Raw genomic sequence first — 20,090 nt, forward strand, 5'->3', positions numbered from 1 at the left:
GTGCGGGTACGGACGGCCCTTTTCCGGCAGCGTACTGCGGTCGCGGCGGACGCCTGCGCCCCCGCGGTTCAGTGCTCGCTGTCGAGATGGGCCATCTGGGCGGCAGCGTACCTGTCCCCGGCGGCCGACCCGGCGGGGACCGCCGCCTCGATCGCCGCGAGATCGGCGTCGGTGAGGGTCACGTCCAGGGAGCCGAGCGCCTCGGTGAGCCGGTCCCGGCGGCGGGCGCCGACCAGCGGGACGACGTCCTCGCCGCGGGAGGCCACCCACGCGATCGCGACCTGCGCGACACTGGCGCCCCGCTCGGCGGCCACGGCGCGCAGCGCCTCGACGAGCCGGAGGTTGTGGGTCAGGTTGTCGCCCTGGAAGCGCGGGCTGTGGCCGCGGAAGTCGGTGCCGGACAGCGCGCGGTCGTTCTGCCAGTGGCCGCTGAGCAGGCCGCGCGACAGGACTCCGTACGCGGTGACGCCGATGCCCAGCTCGCGGGCGGTGGGCAGGATCTCGGCCTCGACGGAGCGCGAGATCAGCGAGTACTCGATCTGAAGGTCGCTGATCGGGTGGACGGCGGCGGCGCGGCGCAGGGTGTCGGCGCCGACCTCGGACAGGCCGATGTGGCGGACGTAGCCGGCCTTGACCAGGTCGGCGATCGCGCCGACGGTCTCCTCGACCGGCACGGCCGGGTCGAGCCGGGCCGGGCGGTAGACGTCGATGTGGTCGGTGCGCAGGCGGCGCAGGGTGTAGGCGAGGGCGGTCTTGGTGGCGGCGGGGCGGGCGTCGTAGCCGAGCCACTGGCCGTCCGGGCCGCGCTGGGCGCCGAACTTCACGCTGATCCGGACCTCCTCGCGGTCACGGCCGCGCAGCGCCTCGTGGATCAGCAGCTCGTTGTGGCCCATGCCGTAGAAGTCGCCGGTGTCGAGCAGGGTGATGCCGGCGTCGAGCGCGGCGTGGATGGTGGCGATGCTCTCGGCCTCGTCGGCCGGGCCGTAGAGGTCGGACATGCCCATGCAGCCGAGGCCGAGGGCGGAGGTGGTGGGTCCCGTGGCGCCGAGCGTGCGGCGGGGGACCGGGTGGGCGGTGGCGGACATGCGCGTCTCCTGGCGGGGTGGGGGAGGGGACGGGCCGGAGGGAGGGTGGCCCGGTTCGACTATGGCACGGGTTCTGACAGAATTCAAAATCTGTCATCTGTCATTTGTCAATCGGCGGCTCGATCCACCATCGAGCGGATGTCGCCGCCCTGCTCGGCGCCGCCCCGACACCTTCCGTCGGGACGCTCCGCCGACACCTCCGTCGGCACGTGGGCGGGGTGGCACACGAACGGGCGGGGGTGGGGGCCTGTGCGGAAGCAGGGGTCGGCCCGGAGCTGATCCACCGTCATGGAATCGAGGCCGAGGGTGCCCGGGCCGGTCGGTGGGCGGGCGCCCCTCCCGCCCCCGTCCTGATCCCTCGCCCGGTTCGTTCGGTCCCCGTCCGACCGTCCGACCGTCCGACCGTCCGACCGGTCGCCCGGTTCCGCTCCGGGGGATTCAGCATGGTTCACCCTGGTTCGTTCCGTCCTGATCCGTTCGTACCGGGCGTTCCCGACCACTGTCGGCCAGTACTGTCGGCCGAGTCGGTGTCACCCATCTGGCCTGGAAAAGACGAGCCTTGGCGTCTTGCGCTGCCGAACCCCGGCGTCGGGTCCATGGTGGAGGTGGGCGCGATCCGGCGACCGCGTCCGTGCGTCGAGTCAGGCCCGCACGCCGTGCGCCGACTGTCGTTCCGCGGTCGGACGTTCGGGGTGGGGCCCCGTCCCGGCACTCTGGGAGCAGGGCCACCTCGCAGGAAACCGAACGGTTCTTCTAGGCTCACATCTCGGCTTCTCTGTGGTGGTGCAGGTGTCTGCGCCCGCCGTGGTCGATGCCGATGTCCACCGGGGGCCCCGGGACGACCGGGGCCGCCGGATCGAGCGAGGAGGACGAAATGCCAAGCATGCCGCCCAGCCGTTCCAGCGCACTTGGACCGGACGGACCGTTCCGACGGGCCGCCGTTCCCACCGGTCCCGCCGGTTCTGCCGGTCAGGTCGGGGCCGGGCAGCCCGGCCGGCCGGGCCGTCCGGACCGGCCGCTGTATACCGGCGGCGGCCGGGGAGGCGAGCGTTGAGTCCTCAAGCCGTCCGGCCGTCCGCCGCACCGACCGTCACCACTGTCACCGCCGACCCGACCGGCGCGACCGATCCGACCGATCCGACTAACAAGATCAGTACGACCGGCAAGGCCGGCAGGACCAGTACGACCAGTACGACCGGCCCGGCCGGTGAAACCGCCACGACCGGTGCGGCCGTTGCCGCAACGACCGTTGCCGCCACCTCCACCGACACGGTCGTCGACACAGCCGTCACCACGGCCGAGCTGACCAGGACCGCCGCCGCACCCGGCGTGACCGGGCCCGGAACCGCCGTCAACGCCCGAACCGCCCTCGCTCCGGCCACCCCCGCACCCGCCGCCGCACCACCCCCCGCAGCGGCCCCCCACACTCCGGCCGTTCCCGAAGGCGAGGGCCAGACCGGTCCCACCGCCGCGCTTCCCGGTCTGCCCCAGGCCCTCACCACCCGGGCCCGGACGCTGGCCGGCGCCGTCCGCCGCCGCTGCGCCGACCTCGCACGGATCGAGTCCCCCAGCGGCGACGCGCCCCGACTCGACGCCCTCGCCGAGGAGTTGGCCGCGGGCTTCCGGGCCACCGGTGCGACCTTCCGGCGCGAACCCGGCCCGGCAGGTGATCACCTGGTGTTCCAGTGGGAGGGGCGGGACGAGGCGCTGCCGCACCTCCTGGTCGTCGGACACCACGACACCGTCTGGCCCGTCGGCACCCTCGCCGACTGGCCGGTCACCGAGCAGGACGGCGTCCTCAGCGGGCCGGGCGTGGTCGACATGAAGGGCGGACTCGCCGCTCTGGAGGGCGCGTTCGCGCTGCTCGCCGACCTCGGCCAGCAGCCGCACCGCACCGTCCGCCTGGTCGTCGTCTCCGACGAGGAGGTCGGCAGTCCGGACGGCCGCCGCGTCGTCGAACGTCAACTGCGCGGCGCGGCCGCCGTGCTGGGTCTCGAACCGCCGCACCCGGACGGTCGGCTCAAGACCGCCCGCCGTGGCTCGACCCGGGTGCGGCTCACCGTCACCGGGCGCGAGGCGCATGCCGGGAACGACGCCGCCGAGGGCGTCTCGGCGGTGGACGAACTGGTCGACCAGCTGGTCGCGGTACGGGGCCTCGTCAACCAGCCCGGCACGGAGCTCAACGCGGGCCGGATCAGCGGCGGCAGTCGTGCCAACGTGGTGGCCGGCCGGGCCGAGGCCGAGCTCGGCCTGCGGTTCTCCACCACCGAGGCGCAGCGCGGCACGCTGGACGGTCTCGCCCGGCTGACCGCACTCCGGGCCGGGGCGAAGGTGCGGACGGAGGTGCTGTCCAGCCGTCCCGCGTGGCCGGAACGGTCCGGCAATCCGCTGCTGCGTCACGTCCGTTCGCTCGCGGCGGTGCTCGGCCAGCAGTTGGACGGCGGTCCGGCGGGCGGGGCGGGTGACACCAACCTGCCGGGCTCCCGCGGGCTGCCGACGCTGGACGGGTTCGGCGCGGTCGGCGGAGGAGCCCACGCGCGGCACGAGCACATCCGGATCGACCAGCTGGCGCCGCGGATCGCGCTGCTGGCGGCGCTCCTCGCCGTGCCGCTGCCGCGCCTGCGCGACCGCTCGGAGGGCTGAGCGTCACCCCCGCGGTGCGGCCACGGCCGTACCGCGGGGGTGACGGCCGAGGCTGGCAGCCGCCGGTGGTGGGTCGAGGGCCGGTGGCCGAGGTCGGCGGTCGGCGGATTCCAGGATCCGCCGGTCGCCGGCCGCCGGCCACCAGTCACCGGCCGCCCGGAGCGCTCGCCGGCCGTCACCTGCCGTGACGGCCCGTTCCCGCTTTCCGCCGTGCCGTGCCGTCGATGTCTCTTGTCATGCTGCCGCCTCACCGCGCACAATGGTACCGACCGAACGGTCAGTCGGTTGCTCGGTCGGTGGTCGAGGCAGGTCGTCGACGCACCGGGGCAGCGGTACACGGACAGGAGAGAGGGGACCGCGGTGACAGCAGAGGTGGCCGAGCCGGTCCCCGAGCACGCCCGGCAGTCGCCCGGCACGAGCCCGGCGGACGCGGCGAGCCCGGCGGACGAGGCGGACCGGGCCCACGGAACCGGCGGGCCCGGCCCGGAGCGGCAGACGCCGGAGGAGCTGTTCGAAGCGGTCATCGCGGCCGAGCAGCGGATCGAGCCCCGGGACTGGATGCCCGACGCCTACCGGGCCACCCTGATCCGCCAGATCGCGCAGCACGCGCACTCCGAGATCATCGGCATGCAGCCCGAGGGCAACTGGCTCACCCGGGCGCCGTCCCTGCGCCGCAAGGCGATCCTGCTCGCCAAGGCCCAGGACGAGGCCGGTCACGGCCTCTACCTCTACGCCGCCGCCGAGACGCTCGGGGTGGACCGCGCCGAGCTGACCGAGAAGCTGATCTCCGGCCGCCAGAAGTACTCGTCGATCTTCAACTACCCGACCCTGACCTTCGCCGACGTCGGGGTGATCGGCTGGCTGGTCGACGGCGCCGCGATCTGCAACCAGGTCCCGCTCTGCCGTTGCAGCTACGGCCCGTACGCCCGCGCGATGGTCCGGATCTGCAAGGAGGAGTCGTTCCACCAGCGTCAGGGCTACGAACTGCTCATGACGCTGATGCGCGGCACCGAGGCGCAGCGCCGGATGGTCCAGGACGCGGTCGACCGCTGGTGGTGGCCGTCGCTGATGATGTTCGGCCCGTCGGACGCCGACTCGCCGAACACCGCCCGTTCGATGGCCTGGCGGATCAAGCGGCACACCAACGACGAGCTGCGGCAGCGCTTCGTCGACATGACCGTCCCGCAGGCCGAGCACCTCGGGGTCACCCTTCCCGACTCCCGCCTGAGCTGGAACGAGGACCGCGGCAGCTGGGACTTCGGCGAGCCGGACTGGTCCGAGCTGACCCGGGTCATCCACGGCCAGGGCCCGTGCAACGCCCAGCGGACGGAGCGACGCCGGGCCGCCCACGAGGACGGCGCGTGGGTCCGCGAGGCGGCCGTCGCCTACGCGGCGAAGCGTCGCGCGGAAGCCCGCCACCCGGCGGAGCCGCAGCAGGCGGAGCGGCCTGCGGAGTCGCAGCAAGCGGAAGAGGAGAACGGGAAGTGACCGAGTCCAAGGCCGGCTGGCCGCTCTACGAGGTGTTCGTCCGCCCCCGGCGCGGCCTGAACCACGTCCACGTCGGCTCGCTGCACGCCGCCGACGACCGGATGGCCCTGCTCGCGGCCCGTGACCTCTACACGCGCCGCAACGAAGGCGTCAGTCTCTGGGTGGTCCGCTCCGACGCGATCACCGCCTCCACCCCGGACGAGCGCGACCCCTTCTTCGAGCCCAGCGGCGACAAGGTCTACCGCCACCCGACCTTCTACGACATCCCCGAGGATGTCCCGCACATCTGACCGGGAGCAGCCGAACCATGACCGACGACCACGTGTACCTGAGCCTCGCCGAGGCGTCCCCCGAGCCCGAGGGCGAGGGCCGCTGGGCGTACGGGACGGGCTTCGCCGACCCGCTGCTCGGGGTGGACACCACCGTGCCGCCCGGGCTGGACGGCACCGACCTGGCCGCCTACTGCCTGATGCTCGGCGACGACGCGCTCGTCCTCTCCCAACGGCTGATCGAGTGGTGTACCCGGGCCCCGGAGCTGGAGGAGGAGGTCGCGCTCGCCAACCTCGGCCTCGACCTCCTCGGCCAGGCCCGCCAGCTGCTCACCCGGGCCGGGCAGGCCGACGGGTCCGGGCGCACCGAGGACGACCTGGCGTACTGGCGGGAGGAGCGCGACTTCCGCAACGTCCGCCTGGTCGAGGCGCCGAACGGGGACTTCGCGTTCTCGATCGCCCGGCTGCTGCTCTTCTCCACGGCGCGCGGCGCGCTGTACGAGGCGCTGGCCGGGCACGCGGACCCGGTGCTGGCGGCGGTCGCCGCGCGGGGCGTGAAGGAGCTCGCCTACCACCGCGAGTACGCGACGGCCTGGACGCTGCGGCTCGGCGACGGGACGCCGTACTCGGCCGGGCGGATGCAGGCCGGGGTGGACGCGGTCTGGCCGCTGCTGGAGGAACTGTTCACGGCGCATCCGGTCGAGCTGCGGGTCGGTACGGACCCGGCGACGCTGCGCGAGCCGGTGCTGGCCTCGCTGGCGGGCGTGCTCGCGGAGGCCGGGCTGGCCGTGCCGGACGTCCCCGGGCTGGCGGCGGTCGGCGGCCGGGCCGGCCGGGACGGGGTGCACACCGAGGCGCTGGGCCTGCTGCTGGCCGAGCTCCAGGTGCTGGCCCGGGCACACCCGGGGGCGACGTGGTGACCGCGGCCGGAACGGTCGCCCGCGGCAGGGCGTGGGAGGTCGCGTCGGAGGTGCCCGATCCGGAGCTGCCCATGCTGACCCTCGCCGACCTGGGCGTGCTGTCCGAGGTCGAGGTGGACGGCGGCGCCGTGACGGCGTGGCTCACCCCGACGTACTCGGGCTGCCCCGCCGTCGCCGAGATGGCCGCGGACGTGGACCGGCGGCTGCGCGCGGCCGGGTACGCGGACGTCCGGGTCCGGCTGCGGCTCGACCCGCCCTGGTCGACCGACCTGATCACCGCCGAGGGGCGCCGCAAGCTCGTCGAGGCGGGCATCGCCCCGCCCCGTCCGGGCGTCGCGGCCTCCGGCGGCGGCCCGGGGCCGGGTCTGCTGAGCCTCGGTCCGACCCGGCGCGCGGACCGGTCGGACGCGCCGGACGCGGGGACGGGCGCCGGCGCGCGGCCCGCTGCCGTGCGCGGCCACGTCGCCCCCGCGGCCCCCGTCGTCTGCCCGCTCTGCGGCTGCGCCGACACCGAGGAGCTGTCCCGGTTCGGCTCCACCGCCTGCAAGGCGCTGTGGCGCTGTCGCGACTGCCGTGAGCCCTTCGAACGTGTCAAGGAGATCTGAATGGCCGCCGTCCTGCCCGCCCGCCGCCCCACCTTCCACCTGCTGCGGGTCGCAGCGGTGGAGCGGCTCTGCGAGGACGCCGTCGCGGTGACCTTCGCGGTGCCGGACGGGCTCACGGACGCGTTCGCGTTCCGGCCGGGGCAGACGCTGACGCTGCGCCGGGTGGTGGACGGTGTCGACGAGCGCCGCTCGTACTCGATCTGCGCCCCCGCCGGCGGTCCGCTGCGGATCGCCGTCCGGGAGGTGCCCGGCGGGCTGTTCTCCCGCTGGCTGGTGCGCGACGCGGGCCCGGGGGAGGAGGTCGAGGTGCTGACGCCGTCCGGTCTCTTCAGCCCCGACCTCGCCGAACCCGCCGAGCACGTGCTGCTGGCGGCCGGCTCCGGCATCACGCCGATGCTCTCCATCGCCGCCTCCGTCCTGGCCGCCGACCGCACCTCGACCGTCACCCTCCTCTACGGCAACCGGCGCAGCGACACCGTGATGTTCTCCGACGAGCTGGCCGACCTGAAGGACCGCTACCTCGGCCGGCTCCAGCTGGTGCACGTGCTCTCCCGGGAGACCCGGGACGCCGAACTGCTCAGCGGCCGGCTCGACCCCGAACGGGTCGGGGCCCTGCTCAAGGCGCTGGTCGACGTGGAGGCCGTCGGCCACTGGTGGCTCTGCGGGCCGTTCGGGATGGTCGCGGGGGCGAAGGAACTGCTGGCCGGGCTGGGCGTGCCGGCCGCGCGGGTGCACCAGGAACTCTTCCACGCCGAGGACGAGCCGATCGCCGAGCGCGTGCAGGACGGGCCGGGCCCGGACGAAGGGGAACGCAGCGAGGTCACCGTCGTCCTCGACGGGCGCGGCAGCACGCTCGCCCTGCCGCGCGACCGGTCGATCCTGGACGGTGCGCAGCGCTCCCGCCCGGACCTGCCGTTCGCCTGCAAGGGCGGGGTCTGCGGCACCTGCCGCGCCCTGGTCACCGAGGGCGAGGTGAAGATGCGGCGCAACTTCGCCCTGGAGGAGAAGGAACTGGCGGCCGGCTACGTCCTCACCTGCCAGGCCCGCCCGGTCACCGACCGGGTGACGGTCGACTACGACCGCTGAGCGGCTCGACCGCCGAGCAGCTCGGCCCGGTGCGCTGCGAGGAACCCGGCCGGCGGGGCGGGCTCGCGGCCGGGCCGCCGCCGCTCAGCCGACGACCGCGGCATCGGCCCCGGCCGGGTCGCCGAGCAGCGTGACGATCTCGTTGACCGCCGCCCGGCCGGCCCGGTTGGCGCCGATCGTGCTGGCGGACGGGCCGTAGCCGACCAGGTGGACCCGCGGGTCGGCGGTGGCGCGGGTGCCGGTGAGGGCGATGCCGCCCCCGGGGGAGCGCAGGCCCAGGCCGGCGAGGTGGCCGACCTCGGGCCGGAAGCCGGTCGCCCACACGATCGCGTCGACGGCGAGTTCCTCGTCGCCCCAGGCCACCCCGTGCTCGGTGAGGCGGTCGAACATCGGGCGGCGGTGCAGCGCGCCCAGCTCCTCGGCACGGCGGTAGGCGACCGACGGGCCGAGCCCGGTCACGCTCACCACGCTGCGCACCGGCAGGCCCCGGCGGACCCGTTCCTCGACCTTGGCCACCACCTCGCGGCCGTACTCGGAGGTGAACGGTCCCTCGTGGTAGACGGGCGGGGTCCGGGTGACCCAGACCGTCTCGCCGACGGCCGCCACCTCCGAGAGCACCTGGATCGCCGACGCCCCGCCGCCGACCACCAGCACCCGTCGGCCGGCGAACTCCTCCGGCCCCCGGTAGTCGGCGTAGTGGAGCCGGCGTCCGGCGAAGTGCCCCGGGTAGTGCGGGAGGAACGGGCGGGTCCACGTCCCGGTGGCGTTGATGAGGGCCCGCGTCGACCAGGTGCCGGTGTCGGTCTCGACGAGCAGCCGGGCGTCCGGGCTCGGGGACTCCGCCCGCACGGCCCGAACGGTCACCGGGCGCACCACCGGGAGCGCGTGCTTCGCCTCGTACGCCGCGAAGTACCCCGGTACGACCTCGCGGGCGGGCGCCTCCGGGTCCGGCTCGGGGAGCTCGAAGTCGGGCAGGTCGTGGAAGCCGTGCACGGTGGCCATCCGCAGCGACGGGGAGCGGTGGGCCCAGGCCCCGCCGGGGGCCGCGTCGGCGTCGAGGACGACGAACCCGCCCTCCTGACCGGTGCCGGTCGGGGAGGGGGCGAAGCCGCGGCGGCGCAGGTGGTAGGCGGCTGACAGACCGGCCTGGCCCGCGCCCACCACCAGGACGTCGACGTGTCGTACCTCGCCCGGGTTGGTTGCACCGTAAACAGTCACGCCGGTGAAACATCGGTGGGACGGCTCGTGTTCCCGCCGCCCGCGGCCTGTCGCCCGAGGCCCGCCGCCTGTCGCCCGCCGCCTGCCCGCCCTGGTGGCGGGCCTCGGTCCCGAGGGTCGCCACCGGGCCGGCGTCCCGGCGCAGGAACCGTCCGCCGCCTACGGGACGGCGGGGGAGATCACCACCGCCGTGCCGTAGGCGCAGACCTCGGTGCCCACGTCCGCGGCCTCGGTGACGTCGAAGCGGAACATCAGCACCGCGTTCCCGCCCCGTGCCTTGGTCTGCTCGACCAGCCGCGCCATCGCCTCGTTGCGACTCTCCACCAGGGTCTTCGTCAGACCCCGCAGCTCGCCACCGACCAGCGACTTCAGCGAGGCGCCGATCTGGCTGCCGATGTGCCGGCTGCGCACGGTCAGGCCGAAGACCTCGCCGATCACGTGGTCGACCCGGAAGCCGGGGATGTCGTTGGTGGTCACTACCAGGACCTGGGCGTCCGGGTGCTGCCCGCCGCCGTACTCGTCGATGTTTGCCATGGGCTCATCCTGTGGGCGGGCGGCCCTCCCGGCACAGAGGCGCGCGGCCCGGACTCGCCGCGGGGCGGCCCGGTGACGGCGAGAACGCGTAGGGTAGCCGGAACAGACCGGTGATCGAAGGCCCGAAAGGCCGTACCGTAGCCCCATGGGCGAGCGAAGCGATCATCCACAGGGGCCGGGCGCGGCGGAGGACTCCGGCGCGCAGGAGATCGAGGCGACGGTGGTGCTGGGTCTGCGGATCAGCGACTGGCCCGCGCTGCGGGCTGCGGCGATCGCGGCCGTGGAGGAACTGGACTTCGAGGGCATCGATCCGGCCGGGCAGCGCCGTGAGCTGCTGCGCGAGGTGGCCGAGGACGCCAACGCGGCGCTCGGCGCGCTGTTGCACCCGGACCGGCTGGTGGCGGCGATCCCGGGCGTCGAGGCACTTGGGGGGACGCTGGAGATCAGCGTCACCGAGGACTTCGCACCGGACTTCGCCGAGCTGTTCCCGCTGGACGGCGACGAGGAGGACGGCGGCTCGTCCGGCGACTGGACGCTGACGCCCCGTACGGCCTGCCTGCTGCACGCCCAGCTGATCGGCCTGGCCGACGCCGCGTACGACGACTTCGACGAGCACGAGGACGAGCCGGTCGTCGACGGCGAGGAGACGGACTGGACGGTCTTCAGCCGGCTGCCGCAGCGCACCTGGCGGTTGCACCGGGCCTGGCGCCGCACGATGGCCCGGGCCTTCGACGACCTCGCCGACGATCTCGCGCTCGGCGAGTGGCCGCTGCCGCGGTGCCTGGCCGAGGAGATCGCGCTGCGGCTGGCCCTGGTCGACGCCCGGACGCTGCTCGGTGCGCAGCCCGAGTCGGTCGCCGACATGATGGGCGACCTCCCGGCCGACCTGTACGACTACGACTGGGACGGCTGCCACGACGAGCTGTTCGGGGTCTACGGGCCGGACGACGGCGACGCGGAGCTGAACGCGGAGCAGCGGGCCGAGCTGCTGCTCGCGGCCACCCACCCCGAGGGCTGGTTCCTGACGTACGAGGACGCGGAGGAGCGCGACCCGCAGCGCGGCTTCCGGCGCTGACGGGCCCCGGCCGGCCCCGAGCGGTGCCGACCGGTGCCGACCGGTGTGCCGAGGCGGGCACCGCGGTGATCTCGGCGCCTCGGGGGCTGGCATGCTGGACCGGTGACTTCTCCGTTCGACGCCCCCGTCCCCGACCCGACGCCCGAGGACCGCGATGCCCGGCCGCAGTACGTGCTGCCGCTGGTCGTCCGGCTGGAGCGGACCGCGCCGCCCGGCCGGACCGATGCCCTGGAGACCTCGGCGCGGGCCGTGCTGACGCTGCTGGGCGACCGCCGGGTGACCGAGCCGGACGGCGAGTGGACCGAGCTGGTCGAGGCGTGGGAGGACGCGCGGATCCGCAAGGTGGTCCGGCGGGCGCGGGGCGGCGAGTGGAACCGGGCGGGCGAGCTGCCGGGGATCACGGTGGCCGGGCGGGAGGCGGAGGTGCGGGTGTTCCCGCCGGTTCCGCTCGACGGCTGGCCCAAGGAGCTCGCCAAGCTCCAGGTGTCCGGCACCGAACTGGAGGAGAGCGGCCCGGTCGACGCCCCGGCGCCCGGGGTGCCGGTGCTCTGGCTGAATCCTGAGGTGGAGATGAGCGCCGGCAAGACGATGGCCCAGACCGGGCACGCCGCCCAGCTCGCCTGGTGGCGGTTGGACGACGCGCAGCGCAAGGAGTGGGCCGAGTCCGGCTTCGCGCTCGCCGTCCGGACGGCCGGGCCCGAGGCCTGGGCGGAGCTGGTGGCGAGCGGTCTGCCGCTGGTGCAGGACGCGGGCTTCACGGAGATCGCTCCGGGGAGCAGCACCGTCGTCGCGGACCACCCGGCACTGCGGGGCTGAGCTGGCGGCCGGCTCCGCCTCGACCGGCGCAGGCCCGTGCGGTGCGGGCTCGTGCGATGCGGGCCGGCCTGAGACGACGACCGGCCGAATTGCGACAGCTGACGGGCGGCAGGTGTCAGATCCTGTCGTCCGTCAGCTGTTTTCCGTCATTCGAGGTCGCCGGGCGGTGATCCGCTCCGTGTGGCAGGCCAGCTCGGTCAGTTTCCACGTCCAGTCCGTCCCGTCCTGCTCGCACCGGATCCGGGTGTCGGCGGTGAGCGGGGCGAGCGCGGTGAACCCGCTCTCCACCATGCGCAGCCGGGTGTGGTTGCCCGGTTCCCGGGTCAGGGTGAACTCGACCAGGGTCGATCCGCCTGCCGCCGCCCCCGTTCCGGCCTCCTCGCCGGACGCGGACGCGGCCACAGCTGCCCCCGTTCCGGCCGCGCCCGGCGACCAGCGGAAGGAGAAGCGGCCCGGTCCCTCCACCCGTTCGATCCTGGCCGGCAGCCTGCCGCGCGGCCCGTGGTCGAGGACCATCCGCCCGCCGGGCCTGAGGTCGATCTCGGCGGGTGCGTCGGCGCCGAACCAGGCGCCCAGGAACTCCGCCTGGGTGAGCACTTCCCAGACCCGTTCGCGCGGTGCGGCGATGACGATCTCGCGTTCGATGCTGCCGGTGACCATGCCGTGAACCTCCCCGATCCGTTGCCCGAGGATCGCACGCCCCCGCCACCACGTGCAACTCCAGGGTTGCACATGGCGGCGGGGGTGGGGCGGACCCGGGTCAGGCCTCGTACCGGCGGAGGGTCCGCAGGCCGCCGTACGCGGCGGCGGCGGCCCAGCCGGCCATGATCAGCAGGCCGGTCCAGTGCCCGTACGCGACCTGCGGGTCGTCGACGTAGAGCAGCGCGTACTGGCCCGCGCGGTCCGGGAGGAACTGCACGGCGTGACGGACGACCGGCACGCCGGACAGCAGCGGGGTGAGCAGGAAGACCGTCGGCACCAGCAGGCCCATCGCCGCGGTGAGGTTGCGCAGCACGGCGGTCAGGCCGAGGCAGAACACGACCAGCAGCGCCGGATAGAGCACCCCGGCGGCGGCGCTGCGGACCAGTCCGGGGCCGTCCCAGCCGGCGGGCGCGAAGGCGGCGTAGCCGGCGAGGGAGCCGGCGCTCCCGAGCAGCCCGGCGCCGAGGCCGACGGCCGCGCCGAGGGCGAGTTTGGCGGCGTAGAGGCGGCCTCGGCGCGGGACGGCGGTGAGCGAGACGCCGATCATGCGGGTGTGGAACTCCTGCCCGACCAGCAGCACCCCGAAGCAGACCAGGGCGGCCTGACCGAAGTTGAGGCCGTAGTGGATGCCCACCCCGGGGTCGTCGGCGAGGCCGGCGTCCTTCTCGCCGAGCGTCGCGGCGACGGCGGTGCCGAGGCCGACGGTGAGTGCGACGGCGACGAGCGGGGTGATCCAGAGCGGGCGCAGGGTGGTGAGCTTGATCCACTCGCCGCGGAGCGCGGCTCGGAGCGCGGCGGTCGGCGGAGCGGTGGTCGGCGGAGCGGCGGTCGGCGGCGCGGTGGGGGTGGCGAGGGCGCTCATGCCGCCACCGCCCGGTACTCGACGCTGTCGGCGGTCATGCGCATGAAGGCCTCCTCCAGAGAATCCTGTTGAACCGCGATCTCGTACAGCACCACGCCGGCGGCGGCGGCGAAGGCGGCGATCTGCTCGGGTGCCGCGCCCCTGACCTCCCAGGCGCCGCCGTCCACCGGTTCGGCGGTGGCGTCGGCGAGACGGGCGCCGAGGCCGGCGCCGCCCAGCAGGGCGTCCAGCTTCACCGGGTCGACCGCGCGCACCCGGATCCGGGTGCGGCCGTGGCGGTCGATGAACTCCGAGGTCGCGGAGTCCGCCAGCAGCCTGCCCCGGCCGACCACCACCAGGTGGTCGGCGGTCAGCGCCATCTCGGTCATCAGGTGCGAGGAGACCAGCACCGCGCGGCCCTCGGCGGCCAGACCCCGCAGCAGGGTGCGGATCCACCGGATGCCCTCCGGGTCGAGGCCGTTCACCGGCTCGTCGAGCATCAGCACCGGCGGGTCGCCGAGCAGGGCGGCGGCCACGCCGAGGCGCTGGCGCATGCCGAGCGAGAAGCCCCGGATCCGCCGGCCGGCCGCGTCGGCGAGGCCGACCTGGGCGAGCATCTCGTCGACCCGGCGGTCCGGCAGGCCGTTGCCGGCGGCCAGCCAGCGCAGGTGGCCGCGCGCCGTGCGGCCACCGTGTAGGGCGTGGGCGTCGAGCAGTGCGCCGACCTGCCGCAGCGGAGCGTCCAGTCCGGCGTACGGCCGGCCGTTCACCAGGGCCCGGCCGGCGGTCGGCCGGGCCAGACCGAGAACCAGCCGCATGGTGGTGCTCTTGCCCGCTCCGTTGGGCCCGAGGAACCCGGTCACCACCCCGGGCCGGACCTCGAAGTCGAGGCCGTCCACCACGCGTGCCCCGGCGTACTCCTTGGTGAGGCCCTCAACCTTGATCACGTCTGCCCTTCCCCTCTCCACCGCTCGTCGCGGACCGTCGGCGGCTCCGCTTCCGACGGGCCGCCGCTCCGACGTCTCCATGGGACCGCGGCGGACCCCGGTGGCGGATCCCGCCCGGGAGGGGATGCTTCTCCCTCCCGAGAGGGAGGCCACCCGCAGTGCTGACCTGGCAGGATGGCGCCATGCCCCGGATACTCGCGCCCCTGCTGAGCGCCGTGACGTACGCGCGCTGGCTGCATCTGGTGATCGGGTGCGTGTTCTCCGGCGTCGTCCTGATGGTCTATCCGGGCGTCTCCGGACCGAGCCTGGCCGAACTCCTGGTCCGGGCCGTGCCGGTGGACGCGGTACTGCTCGTGGCGGCCGCGCTGGTGCCCGCGATGCGCCGGGCGGAAGGGGTGCAGGCGAGGCTGCTGCTCGTCCCCGACCGGGAGCGGGACATCGCCGCCGAGCCCGCCCGCACCTGGGCCGACCGTCGACGGACGGCGGTCTGGCTGGTCGGCCGGGTCGGGCTCGGGACGGCCGTCGGCACCCTGTCGGTGCTGGTGCCGGTCGCCGCCGTCGACCTGCTGACCACCAGGACGCCGGATCTGCAGGGCGTCCGGCTCCCCGCGCTGGAGGGGCCGTCCTGGTACCCGCTGCTGGCGCCGGTGCTGCTGTTCGGGCTCGGATGGCTGATCGTCTGGGCGGGCCGGCTCCAACTCGCCATGGCGGTGCGGCTGCTGGGGCCTTCACCGGCCGAGCGGCTGGCCGCCGCGGAGCTGCGCGCCGAACGCCTGCTGGAACGCAACCTGTTGGCCCGCGAGCTGCACGACTCCATCGGCCACGCCCTGACGGTGACGGTCCTTCAGGCCGGGGCGGCGCGCGAGGTCGGCGATCCGGCGTTCGTCGCCAAGGCGCTCGAAGTCATCGAGGAGACCGGGCGGCAGGCGATGGACGACCTGGAGCGGACGCTCGCGCTGCTCCGTGACACGCGGGAGGACGGACCGGGCGCGGCGGGGGAGGCGGGAGGTGATGCCCTCGGGTCCCTCGGGTCCGGCGAGGCCGGGAGCAGGGGTGATGCGCGCGAACGGCCCGGGATCGAGCAGTTGCCCACGCTGTTCGACACCGCGCGGGCGGCGGGCAGCCCGGTGGAGGCGTGGATCGACGTGGCGCCGGCGAAGCTCCCCGGCGTGCTCTCCCGCGAGGGCTACCGGATCGTCCAGGAGGGCGTCACCAACGCCCTCAAGTACGCGCCCGGCGAACCGATCACCGTCCGGATCGCCGTCCGGGACGGCCGGTTGGAGCTGCGCTGCGCCAACGCCTCCCGGACGGGCGGCGGGACGGCGGTCCGGCCGTCACCGCGACGGGGCGGCAAGGGACTTCGCGGCATCCGGGAGCGGGCCGTGCTGCTCGGCGGGGAGGCCTCGGCCGGGGTGGAGTCCGGCGAGTGGGTGCTGGCCGTTCGCGTGCCCCTACGCTTGGGCGCGTGATGATCGACATTCTGCTGGCCGACGACGAGGAGCTGGTCCGCGCCGGACTGCGCGCCGTCCTGGAGGCGCAGGGCGACCTACGGGTCGTCGGCGAGGCGGCCGACGGCGCCGAGGCGCTCGCCCTGGCCCGCCGGCTGCGTCCGCACGTGGTGCTGATGGACGTCCGGATGCCCGGGGTCGACGGACTCACCGCCACCCGTGAGCTGGTCCGCGACGCGGCCGCCCCCGGGGGGTACGCGCCGAAGATCCTGGTCGTCACCACGTTCGAGATCGACGACTACGTCTACCAGGCCCTGCGCGCCGGGGCGGACGGCTTCCTGCTGAAGCGCACCCGGCCGGCCGAGATCGCCCGGGCGGTCCGGCTGGTCGCGGCCGGGGAGTCACTGCTCTTCCCCGCCCAGATCCGCCGCCTCGCCGCCGGGCAGGGCAACCGGGAGGCGCGCGAGACGATGGCCCGCGCCGCTCTGACCGACCGTGAGGCCGAGGTGCTGCGTCTGGTGGCCCGCGGCCTGACCAACGGGGAGATCGCCGCGCACCTGGTCCTCGGGGTGCAGACGGTGAAGACGCACGTCAGCAGCGTGCTGGCGAAGCTCGGCGCCCGCGACCGCACCCAGGCGGTGATCGCCGCGTACGAGGCGGGCTTCGTGGTGCCCGCCGAGTAGCCGCCCGGCAGTCCCCGGCAGCCACCCGCAGGTGCTCCCGGGTCCGGCGCGGGTCCGGCGCGGATGCCGATGGCCGCCGCCGGGCGGGCGCCACCCGGCGGACGGGCGGGCGGGAGGAGGCGGGGCGTCAGGCCGGGTACGCGTGCGTCTGGGCGGCCTTGACCGCCGCCCACACCGTCGCCCCGGGAGCGAGGTCGAGCTCCGCCGCCGCGGCCGGGGTCAGGTCGGCGGCCATCGGGACGGGGCCGGCCAGATCGGCCCGGACCTGGTCGCCGTGCAGGTCCAGCCCGGTGACCGTCAGTTCCCAGACGTTGCGCGCACTGCCCGTGGGCCGTTCGCGGTGCAGCGTGACGGCGGACGGCGGGAACGCCACGAAGGCCGGTCCGGACAGCTCCTCGGTGGTGGCCAGCGCCGTGCCGTTCGCCAGCGTGACGCGACGGCCCTCGGCGGCGCCCTGGTACAGGTTGAGGCCGACCAGCCGGGCGATGTAGTCGGTGCGCGGGCGCCTGGAGATCTCCGCGGGACTGCCCGACTGCACCTCGTGCCCGTCCTCGATCACCACCAGCCGGTCGGCCAGCACCATCGCGTCCAGCGGGTCGTGCGTCACCAGGACCGCAACTGCCTCGAACTCGGCCAGATGGCGCCGCAGTTGAGCCCGGACGTCGAGCCGGGTGCGGGCGTCCAGGGCGGCCAGCGGCTCGTCCAGGAGCAGCAGCCTCGGGCGGACGGCCAGCGCGCGGGCGAGTGCGACCCGCTGCTTCTGACCGCCGGAGAGCCGCCCCGGGCGGGCCTCGGCGTGCTCGGCCAGGCCCATCCGGTCCAGCCAGCCGGCGGCCTCGGCGCGCGCCTCCCGTTTGGGGCGGCCCTGGCAGCGCGGGCCGAAGGCCACGTTGTCGAGCGCGCTGAGGTGCGGGAACAGCAGGTAGTCCTGGAAGACCACGCCGACCGGACGCTCCTCGGCCGGGGTGTGCAGCCGCCGGGCCGGGTCCTCCAGGACCCGGCCGTCCAGGCTCAGACGGCCGTCGGTGAGCGGGAGCAGCCCGGCCAGTGCGCGCAGGGCGGTGGACTTGCCCGCGCCGTTCGGCCCGAGCAGGGCCACCACCTCGCCGGGGGCGGCGGAGAGGGCGAGGTCCAGGGTGAAGGAGGCGCGGTCCACCCGCAGGCGGGCGTCGAGGCCGGCGGCAGCGGGAGCCGGGCCGGGGTCCCGGCCGGGCGGCGGGGCAGCGGGGCCGGTGGGGCCGGTGGGGTCGGTGGCGGGTGTCATCGGCGGGGCGGTCCAGGGGTATGGCCCGGGGCGGTACCCGGGGCGCGTTCCGGGGAGGGGCGGGGCGAGGGACGCCGGGCCACGCGCGGCAGAAGGCCCGGTGCGAGGCCCGGTGCGAGGCCCGGTGCGGGGGCCGGTGCGGGCCGCCGGACGGTGGCCGGGCTCACGGCGTGGACATCCAGCGCTCGCGCAGACCGGCCAGCACGGCCACCGACACCACCAGCAGCACCAGCGACAACGCGATCGCCGCCTCCGGGTCGGATTCCATCGCCAGGTAGACGGCGAGCGGCATGGTCTGGGTCCGGCCCGGGAAGTTGCCCGCGAAGGTGATCGTCGCACCGAACTCGCCCAGCGCCCGCGCCCAGGCCAGTACCGCGCCGGCGCCGATGCCGGGCGCGATCAGCGGCAGCGTCACCCGGCGGAAGGTGGTCAGCCGGGAGGCGCCCAGCGTGGCCGCCGCCTCCTCGTAACGCGGGTCGGCGGCCCGCAGCGCGCCCTCGACGCTGATCACCAGGAACGGCATCGCGACGAACGCCTCGGCGATCACCACACCGGTGGTGGTGAACGGCAGGGTGATGCCGAAGGCCGAGTCCAGCCACGAGCCGACGATGCCGCGCCGCCCGAGCACCAGGAGCAGCGCCACGCCGCCGACCACCGGTGGCAGTACCAGCGGCAGCGTGACCAGGGCCCGGATCAGCCGGCGGCCCGGCAGTTCGGTCCGGGCCAGCAGCCAGGCCAGCGGCACCCCCAGCACCAGCGACACCCCGGTGGCAGCCGTCGCGCAGACCAGGGAGAGGCGCAGCGCCTCCCACACCTGCGGGCTGGTGAGCTGGTCGGACAGCGAACTCCAGGGCGCCCGGACCAGCAGCCCGACCAGCGGGAGGACCAGGAACGCCAGGCCGAGCAGCGCCGGGAGCAGCAGCGTGAGCGGCACGCGGTGCGCCCGCCGCCACGGTCGGGTCCGGGGCGTGCGGGGGCCCCGGACCGGCGCGCCCGCGGCGGTCGATCGGGCGCCGTCCCCGGTGGACGGGCCGGCGGTACGGCGGATCACGGTGCCTGGAAGCCCGCCGCGGTGAGCACCTGCTGAGCCTCGGGTGACTGGACGTAGGCGACGAAGGCGGCGGCGCCGTCCTTGTTCGGGGCCTTGGCCAGGGCGGCGATCGGGTAGTCGTTCACGGCCTGGGCGGCCTCGGGGAATTCCACGCCGTCGATCTTCGCAGCATCGGCCTTCACATCGGTGCGGTACACCAGCGACGCGTCGACCTCGCCGAGTTCGACCTTGGTCAGCGCGCCCTTGACGTCCTGCTCCAGGGTGACCGGGGTGAGGGCGACGCCGGCGGCCTTGAGCGCCGTCAGGGCGGCGGCGCCGCAGGGCACCTCCTTCGCGCAGAGCGCGACCTTCACCCCGGGGGCGGTGAGGTCGGCCAGGCCCGCGACGTGCCGGGGGTTGCCCTTGGGGACGGCGATGGCGAGCGTGTTCTTCACGAAGGTCTTCGGCGCGCCGGTGGCGCCCCCCGCGTCGGTGACGGTCTTCATGGTCGCCGGGCTGGCGGCGGCGAAGACGTCGGCCGGGGCGCCGGAGTTGATGCTGGCGGCGAGGGCGGAGCTGCCGGCGAAGTTGAAGGTGACCTTGGCGCCCGGGTTGGCGGCCTCGAACTTCTTGCCGAGCTCGGTGAAGCTCTCCTTGAGCGAGGCGGCGGCGAAGACGGTGACGGAGCCGGAGGCCTTCGGAGCCCCGGCGGTGGCGCCGCCCGCGGTGGTCGCGATGCCGGTGGTGCCCGGGCTCCCGGCGCCACCACCGTTGCCGGCGTCGCTGCTGCACGCGGTGGCTCCGAGGCCGAGGACGAGGGCCGCGGCGGTGGCGACGGCGAGTCTGCGGGTGTTCATGTCCCTTGCTTCCCCTCCCGGGCGCGCCGGAAGGGGCGCGGGGTCTTCACCGCAGGTGCGGCGATTTCGGTGATTATAGTGCCGCAATTGCGAGTGGATAGTCGCCTGTCTCATCGCACAGGCGAGGGTGGTCGAAGGTGGCGGGTCCGCTGTCGGAAGACGCAAGCCCGGTCGCCGCGGGAGCGAAGCCCCTTGGCGCGCGCGTGGCTCGAAAGGCCGGAGCGGCTCCTGCCCGGACGCCGTGCGCGCAGTCGGCCGACCGGCCGGGCCCCACCTGCGGCGGGTCCGGCCGCTCCGAGAACCCCGGCTGCGCGGCGTTCGATGGCTCGGTCGTGCCGGCCGACCGGCCTGGCTGCTGTTCGCCCGCCTGCTGTCCGCCGGGGCCGCCTGCTGTCCGCCGGGGCCGCCTGCTGTCCGCCGGGGCCGCCCGGGGCCGCCTGCTGTCCGCTGGGGTCCGCCCGGGGGCTGCGGGCAGGCGGGAGGGGTGGCGGGCGCGCGCCGGCCCGCCCCCCCCCGCAGGGGGGGGGGGGCGGGGGGGCCGCGGCCCGGGGACGCCGAAACGGGGGAGGGGGTGGCCCG

Annotated in this window: 19 protein-coding genes; 10 read left to right on the forward strand and 9 right to left on the reverse strand. The window is 75.2% G+C overall.

Going from position 1 to position 20,090, the window contains the following annotated elements; all coding sequences use genetic code 11:
• Nucleotides 1–68 precede the first annotated feature (68 nt).
• On the reverse strand, nt 69–1,085 hold the full coding sequence (locus ACFWOG_RS15645) for an aldo/keto reductase (RefSeq protein WP_329950461.1): 1,017 nt from the start codon (nt 1,083–1,085) through the stop codon (nt 69–71).
• 1,050 nt (nt 1,086–2,135) lie between these two features.
• Here ACFWOG_RS15645 and ACFWOG_RS15650 point away from each other — a divergent pair.
• The 6 genes from ACFWOG_RS15650 (at nt 2,136) to paaE (ending at nt 8,096) form a co-directional block, all read left to right on the forward strand.
• Entirely contained in the window at nt 2,136–3,728 is a 1,593-nt protein-coding gene (locus tag ACFWOG_RS15650; RefSeq protein ID WP_380358670.1) for a M20/M25/M40 family metallo-hydrolase, read from the forward strand.
• A 507-nt stretch (nt 3,729–4,235) separates the two neighbouring features.
• Nucleotides 4,236–5,216: a 1,2-phenylacetyl-CoA epoxidase subunit PaaA gene (paaA, locus tag ACFWOG_RS15655; protein ID WP_329880671.1), complete on the forward strand. Its 981-nt coding sequence runs from the start codon at nt 4,236–4,238 to the stop codon at nt 5,214–5,216.
• Nucleotides 5,213–5,506 (forward strand): 1,2-phenylacetyl-CoA epoxidase subunit PaaB, encoded by a 294-nt coding sequence (gene paaB / locus ACFWOG_RS15660; protein ID WP_030056311.1) that lies wholly within the window; start codon nt 5,213–5,215, stop codon nt 5,504–5,506. Before paaA ends, paaB begins: the two co-directional genes overlap by 4 nt.
• Nucleotides 5,507–5,523: 17 nt before the next feature.
• Nucleotides 5,524–6,405 carry a 1,2-phenylacetyl-CoA epoxidase subunit PaaC gene (paaC, locus tag ACFWOG_RS15665; RefSeq protein WP_329880620.1) on the forward strand — a complete coding sequence of 294 codons (882 nt, stop codon included), beginning with the start codon at nt 5,524–5,526 and terminating at the stop codon, nt 6,403–6,405.
• Complete coding sequence (gene paaD, locus ACFWOG_RS15670; RefSeq protein ID WP_380358674.1) at nt 6,402–7,010, forward strand: 1,2-phenylacetyl-CoA epoxidase subunit PaaD; 609 nt, start codon at nt 6,402–6,404, stop codon at nt 7,008–7,010. The genes paaC and paaD overlap by 4 nt, the downstream gene beginning before the upstream one ends.
• A complete protein-coding gene (gene paaE, locus ACFWOG_RS15675) occupies nt 7,011–8,096 on the forward strand; it encodes a 1,2-phenylacetyl-CoA epoxidase subunit PaaE (RefSeq protein ID WP_329880617.1) in 1,086 nt (361 codons plus the stop codon).
• Between the two features lie 84 nt (nt 8,097–8,180).
• On the opposite strand, the gene ACFWOG_RS15680 is transcribed toward paaE, so the two are convergent.
• Together ACFWOG_RS15680 and ACFWOG_RS15685 are read right to left on the reverse strand one after the other, a co-directional pair.
• A complete protein-coding gene (locus tag ACFWOG_RS15680) occupies nt 8,181–9,314 on the reverse strand; it encodes an NAD(P)-binding domain-containing protein (RefSeq protein WP_380358677.1) in 1,134 nt (377 codons plus the stop codon).
• Between the two features lie 159 nt (nt 9,315–9,473).
• Nucleotides 9,474–9,848 carry a YbjQ family protein gene (locus ACFWOG_RS15685; protein ID WP_329880614.1) on the reverse strand — a complete coding sequence of 125 codons (375 nt, stop codon included), beginning with the start codon at nt 9,846–9,848 and terminating at the stop codon, nt 9,474–9,476.
• 145 nt (nt 9,849–9,993) lie between these two features.
• On the opposite strand from ACFWOG_RS15685, the gene ACFWOG_RS15690 reads away from it, so the two are divergent.
• Nucleotides 9,994–10,923, forward strand: a complete 930-nt coding sequence (locus tag ACFWOG_RS15690) for a hypothetical protein (RefSeq protein WP_329880612.1) — start codon at nt 9,994–9,996, stop codon at nt 10,921–10,923.
• Between the two features lie 102 nt (nt 10,924–11,025).
• Nucleotides 11,026–11,739: an aminoacyl-tRNA hydrolase gene (locus tag ACFWOG_RS15695; protein ID WP_380358681.1), complete on the forward strand. Its 714-nt coding sequence runs from the start codon at nt 11,026–11,028 to the stop codon at nt 11,737–11,739.
• Nucleotides 11,740–11,871: 132 nt separating this feature from the next.
• Here the strand turns inward: ACFWOG_RS15695 and ACFWOG_RS15700 are convergent, their stop codons facing one another.
• The 3 genes from ACFWOG_RS15700 to ACFWOG_RS15710 all read right to left on the reverse strand — a co-directional run bounded on the left by ACFWOG_RS15700 (nt 11,872) and on the right by ACFWOG_RS15710 (nt 14,229).
• Nucleotides 11,872–12,399 (reverse strand): SRPBCC domain-containing protein, encoded by a 528-nt coding sequence (locus ACFWOG_RS15700; RefSeq protein ID WP_380358684.1) that lies wholly within the window; start codon nt 12,397–12,399, stop codon nt 11,872–11,874.
• 100 nt (nt 12,400–12,499) lie between these two features.
• Nucleotides 12,500–13,303, reverse strand: coding sequence for an ABC transporter permease (locus ACFWOG_RS15705; protein WP_380358687.1), 804 nt, complete (start codon nt 13,301–13,303; stop codon nt 12,500–12,502).
• Nucleotides 13,300–14,229, reverse strand: coding sequence for an ATP-binding cassette domain-containing protein (locus ACFWOG_RS15710; protein ID WP_380358689.1), 930 nt, complete (start codon nt 14,227–14,229; stop codon nt 13,300–13,302). Before ACFWOG_RS15710 ends, ACFWOG_RS15705 begins: the two co-directional genes overlap by 4 nt.
• A gap of 182 nt (nt 14,230–14,411) precedes the next feature.
• On the opposite strand from ACFWOG_RS15710, the gene ACFWOG_RS15715 reads away from it, so the two are divergent.
• Together ACFWOG_RS15715 and ACFWOG_RS15720 are read left to right on the forward strand one after the other, a co-directional pair.
• A complete protein-coding gene (locus ACFWOG_RS15715; protein WP_380358692.1) occupies nt 14,412–15,698 on the forward strand; it encodes a sensor histidine kinase in 1,287 nt (428 codons plus the stop codon).
• Nucleotides 15,698–16,360, forward strand: coding sequence for a response regulator (locus ACFWOG_RS15720; protein WP_380358698.1), 663 nt, complete (start codon nt 15,698–15,700; stop codon nt 16,358–16,360). The genes ACFWOG_RS15715 and ACFWOG_RS15720 overlap by 1 nt, the downstream gene beginning before the upstream one ends.
• A 127-nt stretch (nt 16,361–16,487) precedes the next feature.
• On the opposite strand, the gene ACFWOG_RS15725 is transcribed toward ACFWOG_RS15720, so the two are convergent.
• From ACFWOG_RS15725 to modA, 3 genes are all read right to left on the reverse strand, one after another.
• Entirely contained in the window at nt 16,488–17,624 is a 1,137-nt protein-coding gene (locus tag ACFWOG_RS15725; RefSeq protein WP_380358695.1) for an ABC transporter ATP-binding protein, read from the reverse strand.
• A 163-nt stretch (nt 17,625–17,787) separates the two neighbouring features.
• Entirely contained in the window at nt 17,788–18,672 is an 885-nt protein-coding gene (locus tag ACFWOG_RS15730; protein WP_380358701.1) for an ABC transporter permease, read from the reverse strand.
• The gene (gene modA, locus ACFWOG_RS15735; RefSeq protein ID WP_380358696.1) at nt 18,672–19,511 is read right to left on the reverse strand and encodes a molybdate ABC transporter substrate-binding protein; all 840 of its coding nucleotides are present in this window, start codon (nt 19,509–19,511) and stop codon (nt 18,672–18,674) included. The genes ACFWOG_RS15730 and modA overlap by 1 nt, the downstream gene beginning before the upstream one ends.
• Between the last annotated feature and the right edge of the window lie 579 nt (nt 19,512–20,090).

The sequence above is a fragment of the Kitasatospora sp. NPDC058406 genome (assembly GCF_042722765.1).
Taxonomy (GTDB): domain Bacteria; phylum Actinomycetota; class Actinomycetes; order Streptomycetales; family Streptomycetaceae; genus Kitasatospora.